This window comes from Pseudomonas sp. Sample_20 (assembly GCF_004307585.1).
GTDB lineage: Bacteria > Pseudomonadota > Gammaproteobacteria > Pseudomonadales > Pseudomonadaceae > Aquipseudomonas > Aquipseudomonas atacamensis.
This window is the reverse complement of the sequence record NZ_RCOA01000008.1, coordinates 1-16,876: the sequence shown is the minus strand read 5'-3', so window position 1 is coordinate 16,876 and position 16,876 is coordinate 1. Positions and strand designations below refer to the sequence as shown.

At 59.8% G+C, this 16,876-nt stretch carries 18 protein-coding genes; 9 read left to right on the top strand and 9 right to left on the bottom strand.

The genetic code is table 11. The features are described from left to right. Window positions 1–937 (bottom strand): tRNA (uridine(54)-C5)-methyltransferase TrmA (trmA, locus tag D8U70_RS01530; RefSeq protein WP_130928159.1); only part of this gene is annotated, 937 nt, incomplete at its 3' end. Beyond that, complete coding sequence (locus D8U70_RS01525) at window positions 934–2,229, bottom strand: NCS2 family permease (protein ID WP_071173664.1); 1,296 nt, start codon at window positions 2,227–2,229, stop codon at window positions 934–936. The genes D8U70_RS01525 and trmA, both read right to left, overlap by 4 nt. A gap of 220 nt (window positions 2,230–2,449) precedes the next feature. On the opposite strand from D8U70_RS01525, the gene D8U70_RS01520 reads away from it, so the two are divergent. Next, window positions 2,450–2,896: a DUF4879 domain-containing protein gene (locus D8U70_RS01520; protein WP_130928160.1), complete on the top strand. Its 447-nt coding sequence runs from the start codon at window positions 2,450–2,452 to the stop codon at window positions 2,894–2,896. A 67-nt stretch (window positions 2,897–2,963) separates the two neighbouring features. Beyond that, window positions 2,964–3,515, top strand: coding sequence for a DJ-1 family glyoxalase III (locus D8U70_RS01515; protein ID WP_130928158.1), 552 nt, complete (start codon window positions 2,964–2,966; stop codon window positions 3,513–3,515). Window positions 3,516–3,519: 4 nt separating this feature from the next. On the opposite strand, the gene D8U70_RS01510 is transcribed toward D8U70_RS01515, so the two are convergent. From D8U70_RS01510 to D8U70_RS01500, 3 genes are all read right to left on the bottom strand, one after another. Beyond that, window positions 3,520–3,807, bottom strand: coding sequence for a HigA family addiction module antitoxin (locus D8U70_RS01510; protein ID WP_016773085.1), 288 nt, complete (start codon window positions 3,805–3,807; stop codon window positions 3,520–3,522). Between the two features lie 14 nt (window positions 3,808–3,821). Beyond that, window positions 3,822–4,100 (bottom strand): type II toxin-antitoxin system RelE/ParE family toxin, encoded by a 279-nt coding sequence (locus D8U70_RS01505; protein ID WP_122747555.1) that lies wholly within the window; start codon window positions 4,098–4,100, stop codon window positions 3,822–3,824. Between the two features lie 100 nt (window positions 4,101–4,200). Then, window positions 4,201–5,436 carry an MFS transporter gene (locus tag D8U70_RS01500; RefSeq protein ID WP_130928157.1) on the bottom strand — a complete coding sequence of 412 codons (1,236 nt, stop codon included), beginning with the start codon at window positions 5,434–5,436 and terminating at the stop codon, window positions 4,201–4,203. Between the two features lie 473 nt (window positions 5,437–5,909). Between D8U70_RS01500 and D8U70_RS01495 the strand changes: the two genes are divergently transcribed. The 3 genes from D8U70_RS01495 to D8U70_RS01485 all read left to right on the top strand — a co-directional run bounded on the left by D8U70_RS01495 (window position 5,910) and on the right by D8U70_RS01485 (window position 8,618). Beyond that, window positions 5,910–7,355, top strand: coding sequence for a cytochrome ubiquinol oxidase subunit I (locus D8U70_RS01495; RefSeq protein WP_024014409.1), 1,446 nt, complete (start codon window positions 5,910–5,912; stop codon window positions 7,353–7,355). A gap of 3 nt (window positions 7,356–7,358) precedes the next feature. Continuing rightward, entirely contained in the window at window positions 7,359–8,366 is a 1,008-nt protein-coding gene (cydB, locus tag D8U70_RS01490; RefSeq protein ID WP_071173660.1) for a cytochrome d ubiquinol oxidase subunit II, read from the top strand. An 84-nt stretch (window positions 8,367–8,450) separates the two neighbouring features. Further along, window positions 8,451–8,618, top strand: a complete 168-nt coding sequence (locus D8U70_RS01485; RefSeq protein WP_016773090.1) for a DUF2474 domain-containing protein — start codon at window positions 8,451–8,453, stop codon at window positions 8,616–8,618. Between the two features lie 72 nt (window positions 8,619–8,690). Here the strand turns inward: D8U70_RS01485 and D8U70_RS01480 are convergent, their stop codons facing one another. Both D8U70_RS01480 and D8U70_RS01470 read right to left on the bottom strand, forming a co-directional pair. Further along, window positions 8,691–9,815, bottom strand: a complete 1,125-nt coding sequence (locus tag D8U70_RS01480; protein ID WP_130928156.1) for a class I SAM-dependent methyltransferase — start codon at window positions 9,813–9,815, stop codon at window positions 8,691–8,693. A gap of 174 nt (window positions 9,816–9,989) precedes the next feature. Then, entirely contained in the window at window positions 9,990–10,700 is a 711-nt protein-coding gene (locus D8U70_RS01470) for an autoinducer binding domain-containing protein (RefSeq protein WP_071173658.1), read from the bottom strand. A gap of 312 nt (window positions 10,701–11,012) precedes the next feature. On the opposite strand from D8U70_RS01470, the gene D8U70_RS01465 reads away from it, so the two are divergent. Then, window positions 11,013–11,789, top strand: a complete 777-nt coding sequence (locus D8U70_RS01465; RefSeq protein WP_122750943.1) for a ferredoxin--NADP reductase — start codon at window positions 11,013–11,015, stop codon at window positions 11,787–11,789. Window positions 11,790–11,834: 45 nt separating this feature from the next. On the opposite strand, the gene mscL is transcribed toward D8U70_RS01465, so the two are convergent. Further along, window positions 11,835–12,248 carry a large-conductance mechanosensitive channel protein MscL gene (gene mscL, locus D8U70_RS01460; RefSeq protein WP_024014404.1) on the bottom strand — a complete coding sequence of 138 codons (414 nt, stop codon included), beginning with the start codon at window positions 12,246–12,248 and terminating at the stop codon, window positions 11,835–11,837. Between the two features lie 285 nt (window positions 12,249–12,533). Here mscL and katB point away from each other — a divergent pair, with 285 nt between their 5' ends. From katB to radA, 3 genes are read left to right on the top strand one after another with little or no spacing between them, the layout of a single operon-like run. After that, window positions 12,534–14,075 (top strand): catalase KatB, encoded by a 1,542-nt coding sequence (katB, locus tag D8U70_RS01455; RefSeq protein ID WP_130928155.1) that lies wholly within the window; start codon window positions 12,534–12,536, stop codon window positions 14,073–14,075. Window positions 14,076–14,132: 57 nt separating this feature from the next. Then, the gene (locus D8U70_RS01450) at window positions 14,133–14,678 is read left to right on the top strand and encodes an ankyrin repeat domain-containing protein (RefSeq protein ID WP_071173655.1); all 546 of its coding nucleotides are present in this window, start codon (window positions 14,133–14,135) and stop codon (window positions 14,676–14,678) included. Window positions 14,679–14,725: 47 nt separating this feature from the next. Beyond that, window positions 14,726–16,093, top strand: a complete 1,368-nt coding sequence (gene radA, locus D8U70_RS01445; protein ID WP_024014403.1) for a DNA repair protein RadA — start codon at window positions 14,726–14,728, stop codon at window positions 16,091–16,093. A gap of 185 nt (window positions 16,094–16,278) precedes the next feature. Here radA and D8U70_RS01440 read toward each other — a convergent pair whose 3' ends face one another. Then, entirely contained in the window at window positions 16,279–16,647 is a 369-nt protein-coding gene (locus tag D8U70_RS01440; RefSeq protein WP_071173654.1) for a PilZ domain-containing protein, read from the bottom strand. Window positions 16,648–16,876 lie beyond the last annotated feature (229 nt).

Sequence of the window (16,876 nt, the reverse complement as noted above, 5' to 3'; positions counted from 1 at the left end):
GGATATTGTCGAAGCGCCGGGTCAGTTCGCAGGTGTCCGGGTCCATGCCGGCGCGTGGTGGGTCGACGAAGACGCTGCCGAATTCGTAGCTCTTCAGATCGATGCCGTGCAGGCGACGGAACGGGCGTACTTCGTTGAGCGCTTCGGTCAGCTCCTCGGCGGACAAACGCACCAGCGTGACGTTATCCACAGCGTTTTCGCTGAGATTGCTCAGGGCAGCGTTGACCGAAGTCTTGCTGATCTCGGTGGCGAGCACTTTGCGCACGCGAGTCGCCAGCGGCAGGGTGAAGTTGCCGTTGCCGCAGTACAGCTCGAGCAGATCGTCGCTGCGATCGCCCAAGGCTTCGTATGCCCAATTGAGCATCTTCTGGTTCACCGTGCCGTTGGGTTGGGTGAACGCGCCTTCGGGCTGGCGATAGCTGAAGGTGCGGCCGCCGACTTCGAGTTTCTCGACGACATAGTCCTGACCGAGCACTTCGCGCTTGCCTTTGGAGCGGCCGATGATGCTCACGCCCAGATCCGCCGACAACTGAGTTGCCGCTGCATGCCAGTGCTCGTCCAGCGGACGGTGATAGCACAGGGTGATCATCGCGTCGCCGGCCAGCGTGGTCAGAAATTCGACCTGGAACAGCTTGTGGCTCAGCGCCGAACTGGCTTGCCACGCGGCCTTCAACTGCGGCATCAACTGGTTGATGCGCAGGCTGGCAATCGGGAATTCTTCGATGAGTATCGGCGTGCGCTTGTCGTCCTGAGAGAACATCGCGTAATGCCGCTCGCCGCCCTCGCGCCACAGGCGGAATTCGGCGCGCAGGCGGAAGTTCTGCAGAGGCGAGTCAAACACCGTCGGCTCGGGTGCATCGAACGGTGCCAGCAGATCACGCAAGCGCGTGACCTTGGCTTCGAGTTGTTCGGCGTAGGCTTGGGAATCGAAACTCATGCGTTGAACCAACCCAACTTGATCACAAACAGAATCGACAAAATCACCAGTGCCGGGTTCAGCTCACGGGCGCGGCCGGACAGCAGCTTGATGGCAGTCCAGGCGATGAAGCCGAAGGCGATGCCGTTGGCGATCGAATAGGTGAACGGCATGGCCAGTGCGGTGACCACAACCGGCGCCGCCACGGTGATGTCGTCCCAGTCTATTTCCGCCAGGCCGGAAGTCATCAGCACCGCGACGAACAGCAGCGCTGGCGCGGTGGCGAATGCCGGAACGCTGGCCGCCAAGGGCGAGAAGAACAGCGCCAGCAGGAACAGGATTGCCACGACGATGGCGGTCAGGCCCGTGCGGCCACCGGCACTGACGCCGGCAGCGGATTCGATGTAACTGGTGGTGGTCGACGTGCCCAGCAGCGAGCCGGCCATGGCCGCCGTACTGTCGGCAATCAGCGCACGGCCCATTTTCGGCATGTGGCCGTCCTTGCCCATCAGGCCGGCGCGCTTGGCGACGCCGATCAGGGTCCCGGAGTTGTCGAACAGGTCGACGAACAGGAAGGCGAAAATCACGCTGACCAGACCGATGTCCAGTGCGCCTTTGATGTCCAGTTGCAGGAAGGTCGGCGCCAGCGACGGCGGCATCGACAGGATGCCGCCGAACTCGGTGACGTTCAGTACGATCGAGGCGATGGTTACAGCGAGAATACCGATCAGCACCGCGCCGCGCACTTTCAGTGCTTCGAGGGCGACGATCACGGCAAAGCCGACGGTGGCCAGAATCGGCGCCGGTTTGGTCAGATCGCCGAGGCCGACCATGGTTGCCGGGTTGCTGACCACGATGCCGGCGTTGTGCAGGGCGATCAGCGCCAGGAACAGGCCGATACCCGCGGCAATCGCCGAGCGCAGTGGCAGCGGAATGGCGTTGATGATCCATTCACGGATGCGGAAGATCGACAGCAGGAAAAACAGCACGGCGGAAATGAACACCGCACCCAGCGCCACCTGCCAGGTGTGGCCCATGTGCAGCACCACGGTGTAGGTAAAGAAGGCGTTCAGGCCCATGCCCGGAGCGAGGGCGATCGGGTAGTTGGCGATCAGGCCCATCACGGTCGAGCCGATGGCGGCCGCCAGACAGGTGGCGACGAAGATCGCGCCTTTGTCCATGCCGGTCTCGCCGAGGATGCTCGGGTTGACGAACAGAATGTAAGCCATGGCCAGGAAAGTCGTGACGCCCGCAAGAATTTCGGTGCGCACGTTGGTGTTGTGTGCCTTGAGTTGAAACAGCCTTTCCAGCATGTCTGCTCCCCGTGGCGCGCGTGGCGCCGTGAATGTATCGACCTCAACAGCAAAGCACAGACCGTCGCAAGCGCCTGGAAAATTGTCGTGGGCCGGAAAAAGCCGCGCATCATACCAGCCGCGTGAGGAATTTGGCGGATGTTGGTGTCGATCGTCGGCGAAGTTTTGCGCAGCCAACAACTGCGCCATACTGCGCGCTGATTTTTTGGAGTGGGCAGGCATGTGCAACGGCGGGATCAGGATTTTCGGATGGATTGCAGCACTACTGGTGACAGCTCCGGCGTTCGCGGCATCGGCACCGCCGTTGACCGAGGTGAAGGTGATCAAAGTGCAGTCATCGTCCTGCGGCCTGGAAGATATTGCCGATAACCAGCCGCAAACCCAATGCAATCACAGCGGGCCGAATATCAAGGTCTATGTGCTGGAAGTCGGCTATGGCCAGAACCAGCCGCACGTGACTTTGGATGGCTTCGAGGTCAACGGCACCCGAGGTCCGGTGTGCGCCTTCGATAATGGCAATCTCACTGAATGCACCCCTGGCAGCAAAACCGTCGGTTCTCTTTATACCTTCGATCTGGCCGGCAAACAGCAAGGCACCTTCAACTTCAGCAACACCTCGATCAACGCCCCGCGCAACACGCTTTCGACTCAGCTTTACATCAAGTAACGGCTGTCTGCGCACAGGCTGGGACAAAGCTGACTACGCTTGACTGACTATCCAGCGGAAAGCGCCCATGACTTCCAGAGCCCTGATTGCCCTCGCCGAAGGCATCGACGATTTGCAAAGCGTGACCTTGATCGACGTGCTGCGCCGCGCCGGCATCGAAGTGGTCGCCGCCAGCATCGAAGGCCGGCGCATGCTGACCTGCGCACGCGGCACCCGGCTGACTGCCGACGGCATGCTCGTCGATGTACTGGCACAGACTTTTGACCTGATTGTCCTGCCGGGCGGTGTCGTCGGTTCGCAGCATCTGGCGGCGCATCAGCCCTTGCAGCAGTTGCTCAAGGACCAAGCCAGCGCCGGCCGCCTGTTCGCCGCCATCGGCGAAGCCCCAGCTACCGCCCTCCAGGCATCAGGCGTGCTGCGCCAGCGACGCATGACCTGCCTGCCCGGTGCCAGCCATCAGTTGTCCGGCTGTACGTTTGTTGATCAACCGGTGGTGGTCGACGGCAACTGCATCACCGCCCAAGGCTCGGGCGCGGCACTGGAATTTGCCCTGACCCTGGTCGAGCAGCTTGGTGGCAAGGCGTTGCGGGCGAGGGTGGCGGGGGAGTTGATGGCCTGACGGGTCAGCCGTGGGCTGCGAGGGGTTCTATCATTGGTTGCTCACGGTGCTCCGCTTGCCAAAGATCGTAGTCGGTTTGGACGCCTAGCCAAACGCGCGCCTTGCCGATCCCTGCACGCTCAAGTCGTACTGCCAGATCCGGGCTGATTGGCGCGTGTCCGTGCAGTACGCGTGAAAGATGCGGGCGTGCAAAGCCAAGGTGCCGGGCCAATTCGCTCACGCTGATACCAAGCTCGGGCAAGACATCCAGCAGCAGGGTTTCACCGGGGTGTGGCGGGTTGTGCATGGGCATGAGCCTGCCTCCTGTCAGTGGTAGTCCAGATAATCGACCAATTCGATATCCGAACCGACAAAACGAAAGATCACTCGCCAGTTGCCTGAAACGCTGAGCGACCAGTATTCACTCAGCTCGCCTTTCAACGGATGCAGGCGCCAGCCCGGCAAGTCCAGATCGCCGGGAAGTGTCGCTCGATCCATGAACTGCAACATGCGCGACAGCCGTTTTGCATGGTCGGCACGAATTCCACGAGTCGTACCTGTTTCATAGAAGCCACGAAGGCCTTTGTGCTGAAAGGATTCGATCATGGCGGCGAGTGTAAGGCGATACATTACACTCAGTGCGGTAACTATGTACCGCACGTTGTCGCTTGATATGTGCTGAGCAGGTGAGTTTTTTCCAAAAACCTCAGGCCTTCTCTTCCACCGGCACATGCATCCGATCCCGATTCGCCAACGTCGGAAACAGTTTGATCCACGTCCCCGTCACCACCAGCGTGCCGATCCCGCCCATGACCACCGCCGGCACGGTGCCGAACCAGTGGGCGGTGAGGCCGGATTCGAATTCGCCCAACTGGTTCGATGCGCCGATGAACAGCCCGTTCACCGCGCTGACCCGGCCGCGCATTTCGTCGGGGGTTTCCAGTTGCACGAACGAGGCGCGGATGACCATGCTGATCATGTCCGCTGCGCCGAGCACCACCAGCACCGCCAGGGAGAACCAGAACGAGGTCGACAAACCAAACGCAATAGTGGCGACGCCGAAGATGCCGACGGCGGTGAACATCACCCGGCCGACATTGCGTTCCACGGCAAATCGCGCCAGAAACAGTGACATCAGCAACGCACCCACCGCCGGCGCCGAGCGCAACAGGCCAAGACCCCACGGGCCGGTCAGCAGAATGTCCTTGGCGAACACCGGCAGCAACGCCGTGGCGCCGCCGAGCAACACGGCGAACAGGTCCAGCGAGATCGCGCCGAGGATGTCCGGGCGGCTGCGGATGAAGCGAATCCCCGCCAGCAGCGAGTCCAGCGTGGCTTTGCCTTTATTCAATGGCGTCTGGCGTGCCGGCAGGTTGAGCATCAGCGAACAGGCGATCACATACAGCAGCACCGTTGGGCCGTAGACCCAGACGCTGCCGAGTGCATAGAGCAAACCGCCGAGGGCCGGGGCGACGATAGTGGCCGACTGCTGCGCCGATTGCGCGGCGGCAACTGCGCGGGGGAAAAGCGCACTGGGGACGATGCTGGGCAGCAAGGCCTGAGTCGTCGGCATCTCGAACGAACGGGCGGCGCCGAGCAGAAAGGCGAGGATGAAAATCATCTCGCGGGTGACATGATCGGTTGCGCTGCCGATGGCCAGCGCCAAGGCAATCAACGCCTGCAACGACTGGCAAAGCGCGGCGACCTTGCGCCGATCGTAGCGATCAGCGACATGCCCGGTGTGCAGCATGAACAGCACCCGTGGGGCGAATTCGACCAGCCCGACCAGGCCCAGATCCAGCACATTGCCGGTCAGTTGATACAGGTTCCAGCCAATTGCCACGGTGAGCATCTGGAACCCGCTGGCGGTGAAAATCCGCGCCAGCCAGAAAGCCATGAACGGACGATGGTGACGTAACAGCAGGGGCTCTTGTGTGGGCATCTGAAGGCAGGTCTTGGACGAGTGAACGGCGAGATTATCACCAGTCTGTAACAGGAAGTTGCTAGGAGAAACAATTCAGTTAGCCAGACATCGATCTTTCATGCTGACAATCAACCCTGTGATGAGGGATTTATCCCCGTTGGGTCGCGCAGCGGCCCCAAAATCTATAAACGACGACGACCACTGCTGCGCAGCCGGACGGGGATAAATCCCCTGGCCACAGGAGTGAGGCAACTTGTCACGCGGCAAACCACCACGCAGTTCATTGGCAAAAATGGGACTACTCTTTCAACGTTGCTTGATCCAGATCAAGACCCTGACCGGAACTGATCTGGCGGCCATTTGGCCAGACTCCCTGCGTTGCGATGGTTGCAAAAAAAGAACGAATCCGAATTCGCCGCACTCCATATCCGTGGGGGCAGTGGTGCAGGCCTCCGGGCCAGCTACCCGTATTACCTGACAGAGGAAGCCATATGTTCGGTTTAGAGGCTCTGGATCTCGCCCGAATTCAGTTCGCGTTCACCATCTCGTTCCACATTCTGTTCCCGGCCATCACCATCGGCCTGGCGAGTTACCTGGCAGTGCTCGAAGGTTTGTGGCTGAAGACCCGCAACGACACCTACCGCGATCTCTACCATTTCTGGTCGAAGATTTTTGCCGTGAACTTCGGCATGGGCGTGGTTTCCGGGCTGGTCATGGCTTATCAGTTCGGCACCAACTGGAGTCGGTTCTCCGACTTCGCCGGTGCCGTCACCGGGCCGTTGCTGACCTATGAAGTGCTTACGGCGTTCTTCCTTGAGGCCGGTTTCCTCGGCGTCATGCTGTTCGGCTGGAACAAGGTCGGGCGCGGCCTGCACTTCTTCTCGACGGTGATGGTAGCGATCGGCACGCTGATTTCGACCTTCTGGATTCTCGCCTCCAACAGTTGGATGCAGACCCCGCAAGGCTTTGAAATCGTCAACGGTCAGGTGATCCCCACCGACTGGCTGGCAATCATCTTCAACCCGTCATTCCCTTACCGGCTGATGCACATGGCCACGGCCGCGTTCGTCGCGACGGCGTTCTTCGTCGGCTCGTCGGCGGCCTGGCATCTGCTGCGCGGCAGGGACAACCCGGCGATCCGCACCATGCTGTCGATGGCGATGTGGATGGCGTTGATCGTCGCGCCGATTCAAGCGGTGATCGGCGACTTCCACGGCCTCAATACGCTCAAGCATCAGCCGGCAAAAATCGCTGCGATCGAAGGCCACTGGGAAAACCATGGCGACGAAGCGACGCCGCTGATCCTGTTCGGCTGGCCGGACATGAAAGAGGAACGCACCAAGTTCGCTGTGGAGATTCCCTACCTCGGCAGCCTGATCCTCACCCACTCGCTGGATAAACAAGTACCGGCGCTGAAGGAATTCCCACCGGAAGACCGGCCGAATTCGACCATCGTGTTCTGGTCGTTCCGGATCATGGTCGGCCTCGGTTTCCTGATGATCTTCACCGGTCTGTGGAGTCTGTGGCTGCGCAAACGCGACTCGCTGTATACCTCGCGGCCGTTCCTGCATCTGGCCTTGTGGATGGGGCCGTCCGGTCTGATCGCGATTCTCGCTGGCTGGTTCACCACGGAAATCGGCCGTCAGCCATGGGTGGTCTACGGCCTGATGCGCACTGCCGATGCTTCGTCCAACCACAGCTTCATGCAGATGAGCATCACCCTGATCATGTTCGTCGTGGTCTATTTCGCCCTGTTCGGCGCCGGTCTCGGCTACATGATGCGCCTGGTGCGCAAAGGGCCGAAGATCAGCGAAGGCAGCGAAACACCGGACGGTGGTCCAGGCAAGAAACGCACCCCGGCGCGTCCGTTGTCCGCAGCCGACGATCCGGCCGAGGGCGAGCACGAAGACAACACTCGCTTGACCAAGGAGATTTGACTCATGGGTATTGATCTTCCACTGATCTGGGCCGTGATCATCATCTTCGGCATCATGATGTACGTGGTCATGGACGGCTTCGACCTGGGCATCGGCATTCTCTTCCCGTTCGTGCCCGGCAAGACCGATCGCGACGTGATGATGAACACCGTCGCCCCGGTCTGGGACGGCAACGAAACCTGGCTGGTACTGGGTGGCGCGGCGTTGTTCGGCGCCTTCCCGCTGGCCTATTCGGTGGTGTTGTCGGCGCTGTACCTGCCGCTGATCTTCATGCTCATGGGCCTGATCTTTCGCGGCGTGGCTTTCGAGTTCCGCTTCAAGGCCAGGGATGAAAAACGTCACCTGTGGGACAAGGCATTCATCGGTGGTTCGATCGCGGCAACGTTCTTTCAGGGCGTGGCGCTGGGAGCGTTCATCGATGGTCTGCCGGTGGTCAATCGCCAGTTCGCCGGTGGTTCACTGGATTGGCTGACGCCGTTCACGCTGTTCTGCGGCGCGGCGCTGGTGGTGGCCTATGCCTTGCTCGGCTGCACCTGGCTGATCATGAAAACCGAAGGCAAATTGCAGGAACAGATGCATGATCTGGCGCGACCGCTGGCATTCGTGCTGCTGGCAGTGATTGGTATCGTCAGCCTGTGGACGCCTCTGTCACATCCGGAAATCGCCTCGCGCTGGTTCAGCATGCCGAATCTGTTCTGGTTCATGCCGGTGCCGATTCTGGTGCTCGTCACCTTGTACGGCCTGATTCGCGCGGTGGCACGTAATGCCAACTACACGCCGTTCCTGCTGACCCTGGTGCTGATCTTCCTCGGCTACAGCGGTCTGGGCATCAGCCTGTGGCCGAACATCGTGCCGCCGTCGATATCGATCTGGGACGCCGCCGCGCCGCCGCAAAGTCAGGGCTTCATGCTGGTCGGCACGTTGTTCATCATTCCGTTCATCCTGGGGTATACCTTCTGGAGCTACTACGTGTTCCGCGGCAAGGTCACCCACGAAGACGGCTATCACTAATCCCATGCTGGGCTTGCCCTGTGGGAGCGAGCCTGCTCGCGAAGGCGTCCGCAGTGACGCCTTGGCTTAACGGAGATCGATGCAATGACCGGCAAACATTCCCTGCACGACATTGAAGAAGCCGAAAAAAAGCCGCTGTGGCAGCGGCTCGGCTGGTTGGCCCTGATCTGGGTTGGCAGTGTCGGCGTGTTGTTCATCGCCGCCAGCCTGATGCGCATGTTCATGAATGCCGCAGGTTTGACCACCCACTGAAACATCCCGTCCCGGCGCCTTCGGGTATGGATTTGCAACCCTCCTCACGGAGGGTTTTTTTACGCCGCAGTTTTATTTGCGCGCCTTGAGGATGACGAATTTCGGCGTCGCCGCCACTTGCTCGACACCACGAAACAGGCGCGCCAGTTTGCTGTGATAGCCCAGATGCCGGTTGCCGACAATGTACAGCGCACCGCCGACCACCAGTGCCTCGCGCGCCTGTTGGAACATGCGCCAGGCGAGGAAATCGCCGACCACCTGCTGCTGATGGAACGGCGGGTTGCACAGCACCACGTCCAGTGACTGCGGCGCCTGCCCGGCCAGACCATCGCCAGCGCGCACGATCACTTCGCGATCGGCCAATGCCCCGCGCCAGTTTTCGGCAGCCGACTGCACTGCCATGAACGATTCGTCGACCAGCGTGTAGTGCGCATCCGGGTTCTGCAGGGCGCTGGCAATTGCCAGAACACCGTTGCCGCAACCCAGGTCCGCGACCCGTGCGTTGCCAAGGTTCTTCGGCAGATGTGGCAGAAAGGCGCGAGTGCCGATGTCGAGGCCTTCGCGGCAGAACACGTTAGCGTGGTTGAGCAATTCGATCGCTGGTTCGTCGAGGCGATAGCGAGTCGGGTAGGGCGATGTGGCGGGCGCTTTGCTTTCAGGTGTGGCGATCAGCAATCGCGCCTTTTTCACTGCCAGCGATGCTTGCACAGGACCAACGTAGCGCTCCAGCAAGTCGCCGGCAGCGCGCGGCAGATGCTTGACCATGGCGGCGGCGATCACTTGCGCGCCGGGAGCGAGTTGTCCTTGCAGGCGGATCAACTGCTCTTCCAATAGCGCCAGCGTCTTGGGAACGCGGATCAGCACCCGGTCAAACGGCCCGACCAAGGGCTCACTGGCCGGAATCGGACGAATCGCATCGAACGCCTGACCATTGCGCAGCAGATTCTTTTCCAGCCCGACGAAACCCAGGAACGAATCGCCGCTACTGCTCACCTCGACCTTGTCCAACAGACTGATCGCCAAGGCGCCAAAGCTGTCATTGAGCACCAGCACGCGGGTGCTGCTCGCAGGTTGTTCGCTGGCGAGATGATTGAGCAGGTATTCGTCCGCCGCATCGAAGGCTTGCAGTGGTTCATTCTGCTGTTCAGGCTGGCGGATCAGGTCGAGCTGGGCGAAAAGCGTTTCGAGCAAAGGCATGGGGCGGGGACTCAGGATATTCGGCAGATATCCCGTTGCCGGCAGATGGTGCGACGGGATCCGACCGAGTGGACTGCGATGCAAGCAGGTTGCGTCATCACTCGGAAAGGCCTGAATGGTACGTTTTTTTGCGCCTAAATACTCGCAGGATTACCGCGCGATAACGCTCAGCTGTCAGATGATGCCGGCACGAGCGGCGGCAATCACTGCGGAAATCTTGTTGCAGACGTTGAATTTTTCGATGACGTTTTGCACGTGATAGTTAACGGTGCGTTCGCTCAGGCTGAGGATTCTCGAGATATCGTGAGCGGTCTTGCCCATGGCGGACAATTTCATGATCTCCAGTTCCCGGGACGATAGCCTCGGTTTGCTGGGTTTGGCCGGTGTGGGAACGGTGCGGGCATACAGGTCACTGAGGTGACGGTTGGCAAAAAACAGATAACCGTAATGCTCATACAGTTCGAGCGGGCTGATCGGGCAGTGGGTGCGCGCCAGGCTGATGATGCTGCACAAACCGCTGGTGTCGTCATGAAAGGCCTGCGACCAGCCATGCTGCAGTCCATTTTGCTTTAACGCCTGCCACAGCTCCGGCGCGTCGGTGAACACTCTTTCTTCCCAGACGATCGGCAATACCGAATGATTGCAATGCGCTATTACCGGATCAATATTCCGGTAGTTCTCTTTGTTGTACTGGATGTTCCATTCTTTCGGATAGTTATTGATTTGCAAGGCATTCAAATGCACATCGCGATGGGGGGAGGTGACCGCTATCGCACAATAGTTAAAGCCTAGATTCTCGGCAAATCTCAGCAGTATCGGGTATGCCGCCTCAATGCCTTTGGCAAATGTCAGTTGTTTCAATTGTGATTCCTTCCACGTTTCCATGAACTTTGCCTCCATCCTGATATAGGGGCGCCAAATGGATCCAAAAAATCTCGCACGAATCGAAGTGTAGGATCTTTCCTGCGAAACGCCTTACATTTTTTCGAGATTGAAACTTTGGTGTTTTTTATAAAAGCGTTCTTAGCAATACAGGCTGTTATATTTTAACTGGCATCTTAAAGTTATTGCTCTAGATCCAGTATTGCCAGCAAATCGAATGTCTTGCGCTGATCCCGTCAATACCATTACCAATCACGAGTGTTTGGCAGCGCGATTTTGCGGGACACTGTGGGCAATCGTTTCAAGGAGTGCCTCATGACTGCCAGTGCCGAGAAGTACACCACCCAGACCTTGCTCGATGTGCAACCGTTGACGCCGAACCTGTTCACGCTGCGTACCAGCCGTGATCCCGGCTTTCGCTTCCGTGCCGGCCAGTTCGCCCGGCTGGGCGTCACCAAGGCCGATGGCAGCACGGTCTGGCGCGCCTATTCGATGGTGTCGTCGCCGTTCGACGAGTTTCTCGAATTCTTTTCCATCGTCGTGCCGGGCGGCGAATTCACCAGTGAGCTGAGCCGGCTCCAGGTCGGCGACACTTTGATGGTCGAGCGCCAGGCGTTCGGCTACCTGACGCTGGATCGTTTTGTCGACGGCCGAGACCTGTGGTTATTGTCGACCGGCACCGGGGTGGCGCCCTTTCTGTCGATCCTGCAGGACTTCGAGGTCTGGGAGAAATTCGAGCGGATCATTCTGGTTTACAGCGTGCGGGAGGCGCGGGAGCTGGCTTATCAGGAGTTGATCGGCGGGTTGGCGCAACGTGACTATCTGTGCGAATACGCCCACAAGCTGCAATTCATCCCCACTGTGACCCGCGAAGCGCATCCAGGCGCGCTGCGGGGCCGGATTACTACGCTGATTGAGAACGGCGAGCTGGAACGTGCGGCGGGCGTTGAGCTCTCGCCAGAGCATTCGCGAGTGATGCTGTGCGGCAATCCGCAGATGATCGACGACACCCGCGCCTTGCTGAAACAGCGCGACATGCGCCTGAGCCTGACGCGCAAGCCTGGGCAGGTTGCGGTGGAGAATTACTGGTAACGAAAACGGCACCCGCGGGTGCCGTTTTGATGTGTAGCGAATGCCTCAGGGCCGCTCGTTCTGCGCCTTGAGCAGGTCGCGAATTTCGCCCAGCAGTTGCTCTTCCTTGCTCGGGATCGGCGGCGCGGTCGGTGCTACGGCTTCTTCGCGCTTGAGGCGGTTGATGGCTTTGACACCCATGAAAATCGCGAAAGCGACAATCACGAAATCCAGCACCGTCTGCAGGAATTTGCCGTAAGCCAGCACCACGGCGGGCGCATCGCCCTGGGCGGCTTTGAGCGTGACAGCCAGATCACTGAAGTCCACCCCACCGATCAACAGGCCAATCGGCGGCATGATCACGTCGCCGACAAACGACGAAACGATCTTGCCGAACGCCGCGCCGATGATGATACCGACGGCCATGTCGACCACATTGCCTTTGACCGCGAAGGCCTTGAACTCGCTAAGCACGCCCATAGTTATTTCCTTGTTACAGATGAGTTTGGTGTAGGCAGTGTAAATCAGCGAAACGCCTCCTGCGCGAAACACCTTCTTACAATGCCCGTTTTTATCGACACATCGATTGACGATTAGTTTGCAAATTGCCAGCAATCGCGCGCGGAATACGCGCTAACCCGCTGACGGGAAAGCCAATTTCTTCAATCATGGCGTTACGTTCTTTCTATTTATGTTCCTCGGCACGGGCCTCTAGCCTTGCTGTGGCGCACCTGGATGCGCCCAATAAAACCAGAGGAACCTGATATGACTTCCGCTCTTGGACTGGGGGCTTTTCCCCATCGCCGCACTCTCGGCGTTCTCACCGCCAGCCTGCTGACCTTCTCGGTCAACGCCGCTCCGCTGACCCGCGACAACGGCGCTGCTGTCGGTGACAATCAGAACTCGCAAACCGCCGGCGCCACCGGCCCGGTGCTGCTGCAGGACGTGCAACTGATCCAGAAGCTGCAACGCTTCGACCGTGAGCGTATTCCCGAGCGCGTGGTACATGCACGCGGCACCGGCGCTCATGGCACCTTCACCGTGACCGATGACCTCAGCGACCTGAGCAAGGCCAAGGTGTTCGCCGCAGGCCAGAGCACGCCGGTATTCGTGCGTTTCTCGGCGGTGGTGCATGGCAACCATTCCCCGGAAACCCTGCGTGACCCGCGTGGTTTCGCCACCAAGTTCTACACCGCTGACGGTAATTGGGATCTGGTCGGCAACAATTTCCCGACCTTCTTCATCCGCGATGCGATCAAATTCCCGGACATGGTGCACGCCTTCAAGCCCGATCCGCGCACCAACCTCGACGACGATTCGCGCCGGTTCGACTTCTTCTCCCATGTACCGGAAGCCACCCGCACACTGACCGAGTTGTATTCCAACTACGGCACTCCGGCCAGTTATCGGGAAATGGATGGCAATGGTGTTCATGCCTATAAGCTGATCAATGCCAGGAATGAAGTTCACTACGTTAAGTTTCACTGGAAGAGTCTGCAAGGCATCAAGAACCTTACGCCAAAACAAGTTAGCGAAGTTCAAGGTCGGGATTACAGTCATATGACCAACGACTTGGTGAGTAATATCAACAAGGGCAACTTTCCGAAGTGGGACTTGTACGTGCAAGTTCTCAAGCCACAGGATTTGTCCAAGTTTGATTTCGATCCGCTTGATGCAACCAAGATCTGGCCGGGTATTGCCGAGCGCAAAGTTGGACAAATGGTCTTGAACCGTAATCCGGCCAATGTCTTCCAGGAAACTGAACAAGTTGCCATGGCACCGGCCAACGTAGTTCCGGGTATCGAGCCTTCGGAAGATCGTTTGTTGCAGGGCCGAGTCTTCTCTTATGCCGATACGCAGATGTATCGCCTTGGTGCCAACGCTCTGCAATTGCCGATCAACGCTCCGAAAATCGCAGTGAACAATGGCAATCAGGATGGCGCGATGAATTTTGGCGCCAGCCAGTCCGGCGTCAACTACCAGCCAAGCCGCCTGCAACCGCGTGAAGAAACGCCAGAGGCGCGTTACAGCCAGTCGGCGCTGGCGGGCAGCACGCAGCAGGCGAAGATTCAGCGTGAGCAGAACTTCAAGCAGGCCGGTGATCTGTATCGCTCGTACAGCAAGCAGGAACGCCGCGACCTGATCGACAGCTTCGGCGGCTCGCTGGCCACCACCGATGACGAGAGCAAGCACATCATCCTGTCCTTCCTGTACAAGGCTGACCCCGAGTACGGCAGCGGTGTGACCGAAGTGGCCAAGGGCGACCTCAGCCGTGTGAAAGCACTGGCGGCCAAACTGACCGACTGATAGCGATGCGGCGCACGCGAGGGCTGTCCCGCCTCGCGTGCGCTCAAGGAGAGCCCGATGCGTATTTTTCTTTTATGCCTGGCCGGGTGCCTGTCGGTCAGCGCGTGGGCGGCACCGGTCGAGCAAAGCCCCGAGGCAATCAAGGCGCAGTTGCAGGATTACTACTTCGACGCCGCCCGCCGTGGCGACGTGCCGATGCTCGAGACCTTTATCGAGTCCGGCTATTCCCTCGATACCCGCGACAGCAAGGGTTACACCGCGCTGATTCTGGCCGCCTACCACGGTCAGGCGCCGGCGGTTGAGCGACTGTTGGCAGCGGGCGCGGACGCCTGTGCTCAGGATCAACGCGGCAACACGGCGCTGATGGGCGCGATTTTCAAAGGCGAGTTGCAGATCGCCCGGCGCCTGATGGCCACCGATTGCAGCCCCGACCAACGTAACGGCGCCGGACAGACAGCGGCGATGTACGCCGGGCTGTTCAAGCGTCTGGAATTGCTTGATGCGTTGAAAGCCAAGGGCGCCGACCTCAATGCCGAGGATCCGCTGGGTAACAGTGCCGCGCGTCTGGCCAGCGGCGAAATCCGTACCGCTGCGCCGCGCTGATCGGCGGTGGCTGCGTTATCATCGCGTCTTTTGTTCCGGGGGTTCTGATGGCCAAGGCCAAGCGCATGTACGGCTGCACCGAGTGCGGCGCAACCTTTCCCAAGTGGGCCGGGCAGTGCGGCGAGTGCGGTGCCTGGAACACCCTGACCGAAACCATGATCGAAAGCGGCGGCGCCACGGCACCCACCGGGCGCACCGGTTGGGCTGGCCAGCAGGCACAGATCAAGACGCTCGCGGAAGTCAGCATCGAAGAGATTCCACGTTTTTCCACCGCGTCCGGTGAGCTCGACCGCGTGCTCGGCGGCGGGCTGGTCGATGGCTCGGTGGTGCTGATTGGCGGTGATCCGGGGATCGGCAAGTCGACAATCCTGCTCCAGACCCTGTGCAATCTGGCCAAGAGCATGCCAGCGCTGTACGTCACCGGTGAGGAATCCCAGCAGCAAGTGGCGATGCGCGCTCGCCGTCTCGGCCTGCCGCAGGATCAACTGCGGGTGATGACCGAAACCTGCATCGAAACCATCATTGCCACCGCCCGCCAGGAAAAGCCCAAGGTGATGGTGATCGACTCGATCCAGACCATCTTCACCGAGCAACTGCAATCGGCCCCGGGCGGCGTGTCGCAGGTGCGCGAAAGTGCGGCGTTGCTGGTGCGCTACGCCAAGCAGAGCGGCACGGCGATCTTCCTCGTCGGCCACGTCACTAAAGAAGGTGCGCTGGCCGGTCCACGTGTTCTGGAACACATGGTCGACACGGTGCTGTATTTCGAAGGTGAATCCGATGGTCGTCTGCGTCTGCTGCGGGCGGTGAAGAACCGTTTCGGCGCGGTCAACGAATTGGGCGTGTTCGGCATGACCGACAAGGGCCTGAAAGAAGTCTCCAACCCATCGGCGATTTTTCTTACCCGCGCTCAGGAAGAAGTCCCGGGCAGTGTGGTCATGGCGACGTGGGAAGGCACGCGGCCGATGCTGGTCGAAGTGCAGGCGCTGGTCGATGACAGCCATCTGGCCAACCCGCGTCGGGTGACGCTGGGGCTGGATCAGAACCGATTGGCGATGTTGCTCGCGGTGCTGCACCGCCACGGCGGGATTCCGACCCACGATCAGGACGTGTTCCTCAACGTGGTGGGTGGCGTGAAGGTGCTGGAGACGGCGTCGGATCTGGCGTTGATGGCGGCGGTGATGTCGAGTTTGCGCAACCGGCCGCTGCCCCATGATCTGCTGGTGTTCGGCGAAGTCGGCCTGTCTGGCGAGGTGCGCCCGGTGCCTAGCGGGCAGGAGCGGCTGAAAGAAGCGGCCAAGCACGGCTTCAAACGCGCGATCGTGCCGAAGGGTAATGCTCCGAAGGAATCGCCTCCCGGCTTGCAGATCATCGCCGTGAGCCGCCTTGAACAAGCACTTGACGCACTGTTTGAGTGAACGCCGAACCTCTGTGGTGAGGGGATTTATCCCCGTTGGGGCGCGTAGCGGCCCTGAAAAAACGGGTCTGCTGCGCAGCCCAACGGGGATAAATCCCCTCGCCACATAAATCCTCTCACCCCATAAATCCCCTCACCACATAGATCCCCCTCACCACAGGGCATTCCGAATCGGGATTGGGGGGCCTAGATTTCGATCAGGGCACCCAGTTCGCGCTCCAGCTCGGCCTCATCCGCCAGATTCAGTTCGATCAAGCGGCGCAGGCGCTGGATCGATTCCAGGCTGATGTGCCGGCAGATGAACCCCAAGTGGCCGTTTTCCTCATGGGCCAGATGCACGTCCATCTCGATATCGACGTCTTCGCTCAGATGAATGTCGACGAAGAAGTCCTGCTCTTTATCCCCGAGCCACGGCTCCGGTCGCTCGATCAGCAGGCCCTTGAGCGACAGGTCGATCAACTTGACCGGCCAGATGTACTCGCCCTGTTTCAGCTCGGTTCTGGCATCGAACGCAATACGTTTGAAACGACGTCGATTGGCGGGGTGCTCGCTCATGGCGCAATCCTCATGAAGGTTCGCTGACTATAGACCGCGAATGCGGGCGCCAGCCAATCGCTCAAGCGTCTAGACCTATGTCGGGGTATGGCCTTTGGCGCCGTAAGCGCTAAACTCGGGGTGGCTGTCTTTCTTGTCCACCCTGGCTGGAATAATAAAATGAAAAATAATAATAGCCTGCTGCGCCACTTACCCTGGCTCGTGCTGGCAATCGTAGGAGCGTGCGCCC

Bases quoted from the DNA above. Each gene is read 5' to 3' on its own strand.
- D8U70_RS01505 (WP_122747555.1), bottom strand. From the start codon at position 4,100: ATGATCGAATCCTTTCAGCACAAAGGCCTTCGTGGCTTCTATGAAACA.
- mscL (WP_024014404.1), bottom strand. From the start codon at position 12,248: ATGGGCGTGCTTAGCGAGTTCAAGGCCTTCGCGGTCAAAGGCAATGTG.
- D8U70_RS01465 (WP_122750943.1), top strand. From the start codon at position 11,013: ATGACTGCCAGTGCCGAGAAGTACACCACCCAGACCTTGCTCGATGTG.
- D8U70_RS01470 (WP_071173658.1), bottom strand. From the start codon at position 10,700: ATGGAAACGTGGAAGGAATCACAATTGAAACAACTGACATTTGCCAAA.
- cydB (WP_071173660.1), top strand. From the start codon at position 7,359: ATGGGTATTGATCTTCCACTGATCTGGGCCGTGATCATCATCTTCGGC.
- D8U70_RS01520 (WP_130928160.1), top strand. From the start codon at position 2,450: ATGTGCAACGGCGGGATCAGGATTTTCGGATGGATTGCAGCACTACTG.
- katB (WP_130928155.1), top strand. From the start codon at position 12,534: ATGACTTCCGCTCTTGGACTGGGGGCTTTTCCCCATCGCCGCACTCTC.
- D8U70_RS01510 (WP_016773085.1), bottom strand. From the start codon at position 3,807: ATGCCCATGCACAACCCGCCACACCCCGGTGAAACCCTGCTGCTGGAT.
- D8U70_RS01500 (WP_130928157.1), bottom strand. From the start codon at position 5,436: ATGCCCACACAAGAGCCCCTGCTGTTACGTCACCATCGTCCGTTCATG.
- D8U70_RS01480 (WP_130928156.1), bottom strand. From the start codon at position 9,815: ATGCCTTTGCTCGAAACGCTTTTCGCCCAGCTCGACCTGATCCGCCAG.
- D8U70_RS01525 (WP_071173664.1), bottom strand. From the start codon at position 2,229: ATGCTGGAAAGGCTGTTTCAACTCAAGGCACACAACACCAACGTGCGC.
- D8U70_RS01440 (WP_071173654.1), bottom strand. From the start codon at position 16,647: ATGAGCGAGCACCCCGCCAATCGACGTCGTTTCAAACGTATTGCGTTC.
- D8U70_RS01450 (WP_071173655.1), top strand. From the start codon at position 14,133: ATGCGTATTTTTCTTTTATGCCTGGCCGGGTGCCTGTCGGTCAGCGCG.
- radA (WP_024014403.1), top strand. From the start codon at position 14,726: ATGGCCAAGGCCAAGCGCATGTACGGCTGCACCGAGTGCGGCGCAACC.
- D8U70_RS01515 (WP_130928158.1), top strand. From the start codon at position 2,964: ATGACTTCCAGAGCCCTGATTGCCCTCGCCGAAGGCATCGACGATTTG.
- D8U70_RS01485 (WP_016773090.1), top strand. From the start codon at position 8,451: ATGACCGGCAAACATTCCCTGCACGACATTGAAGAAGCCGAAAAAAAG.
- D8U70_RS01495 (WP_024014409.1), top strand. From the start codon at position 5,910: ATGTTCGGTTTAGAGGCTCTGGATCTCGCCCGAATTCAGTTCGCGTTC.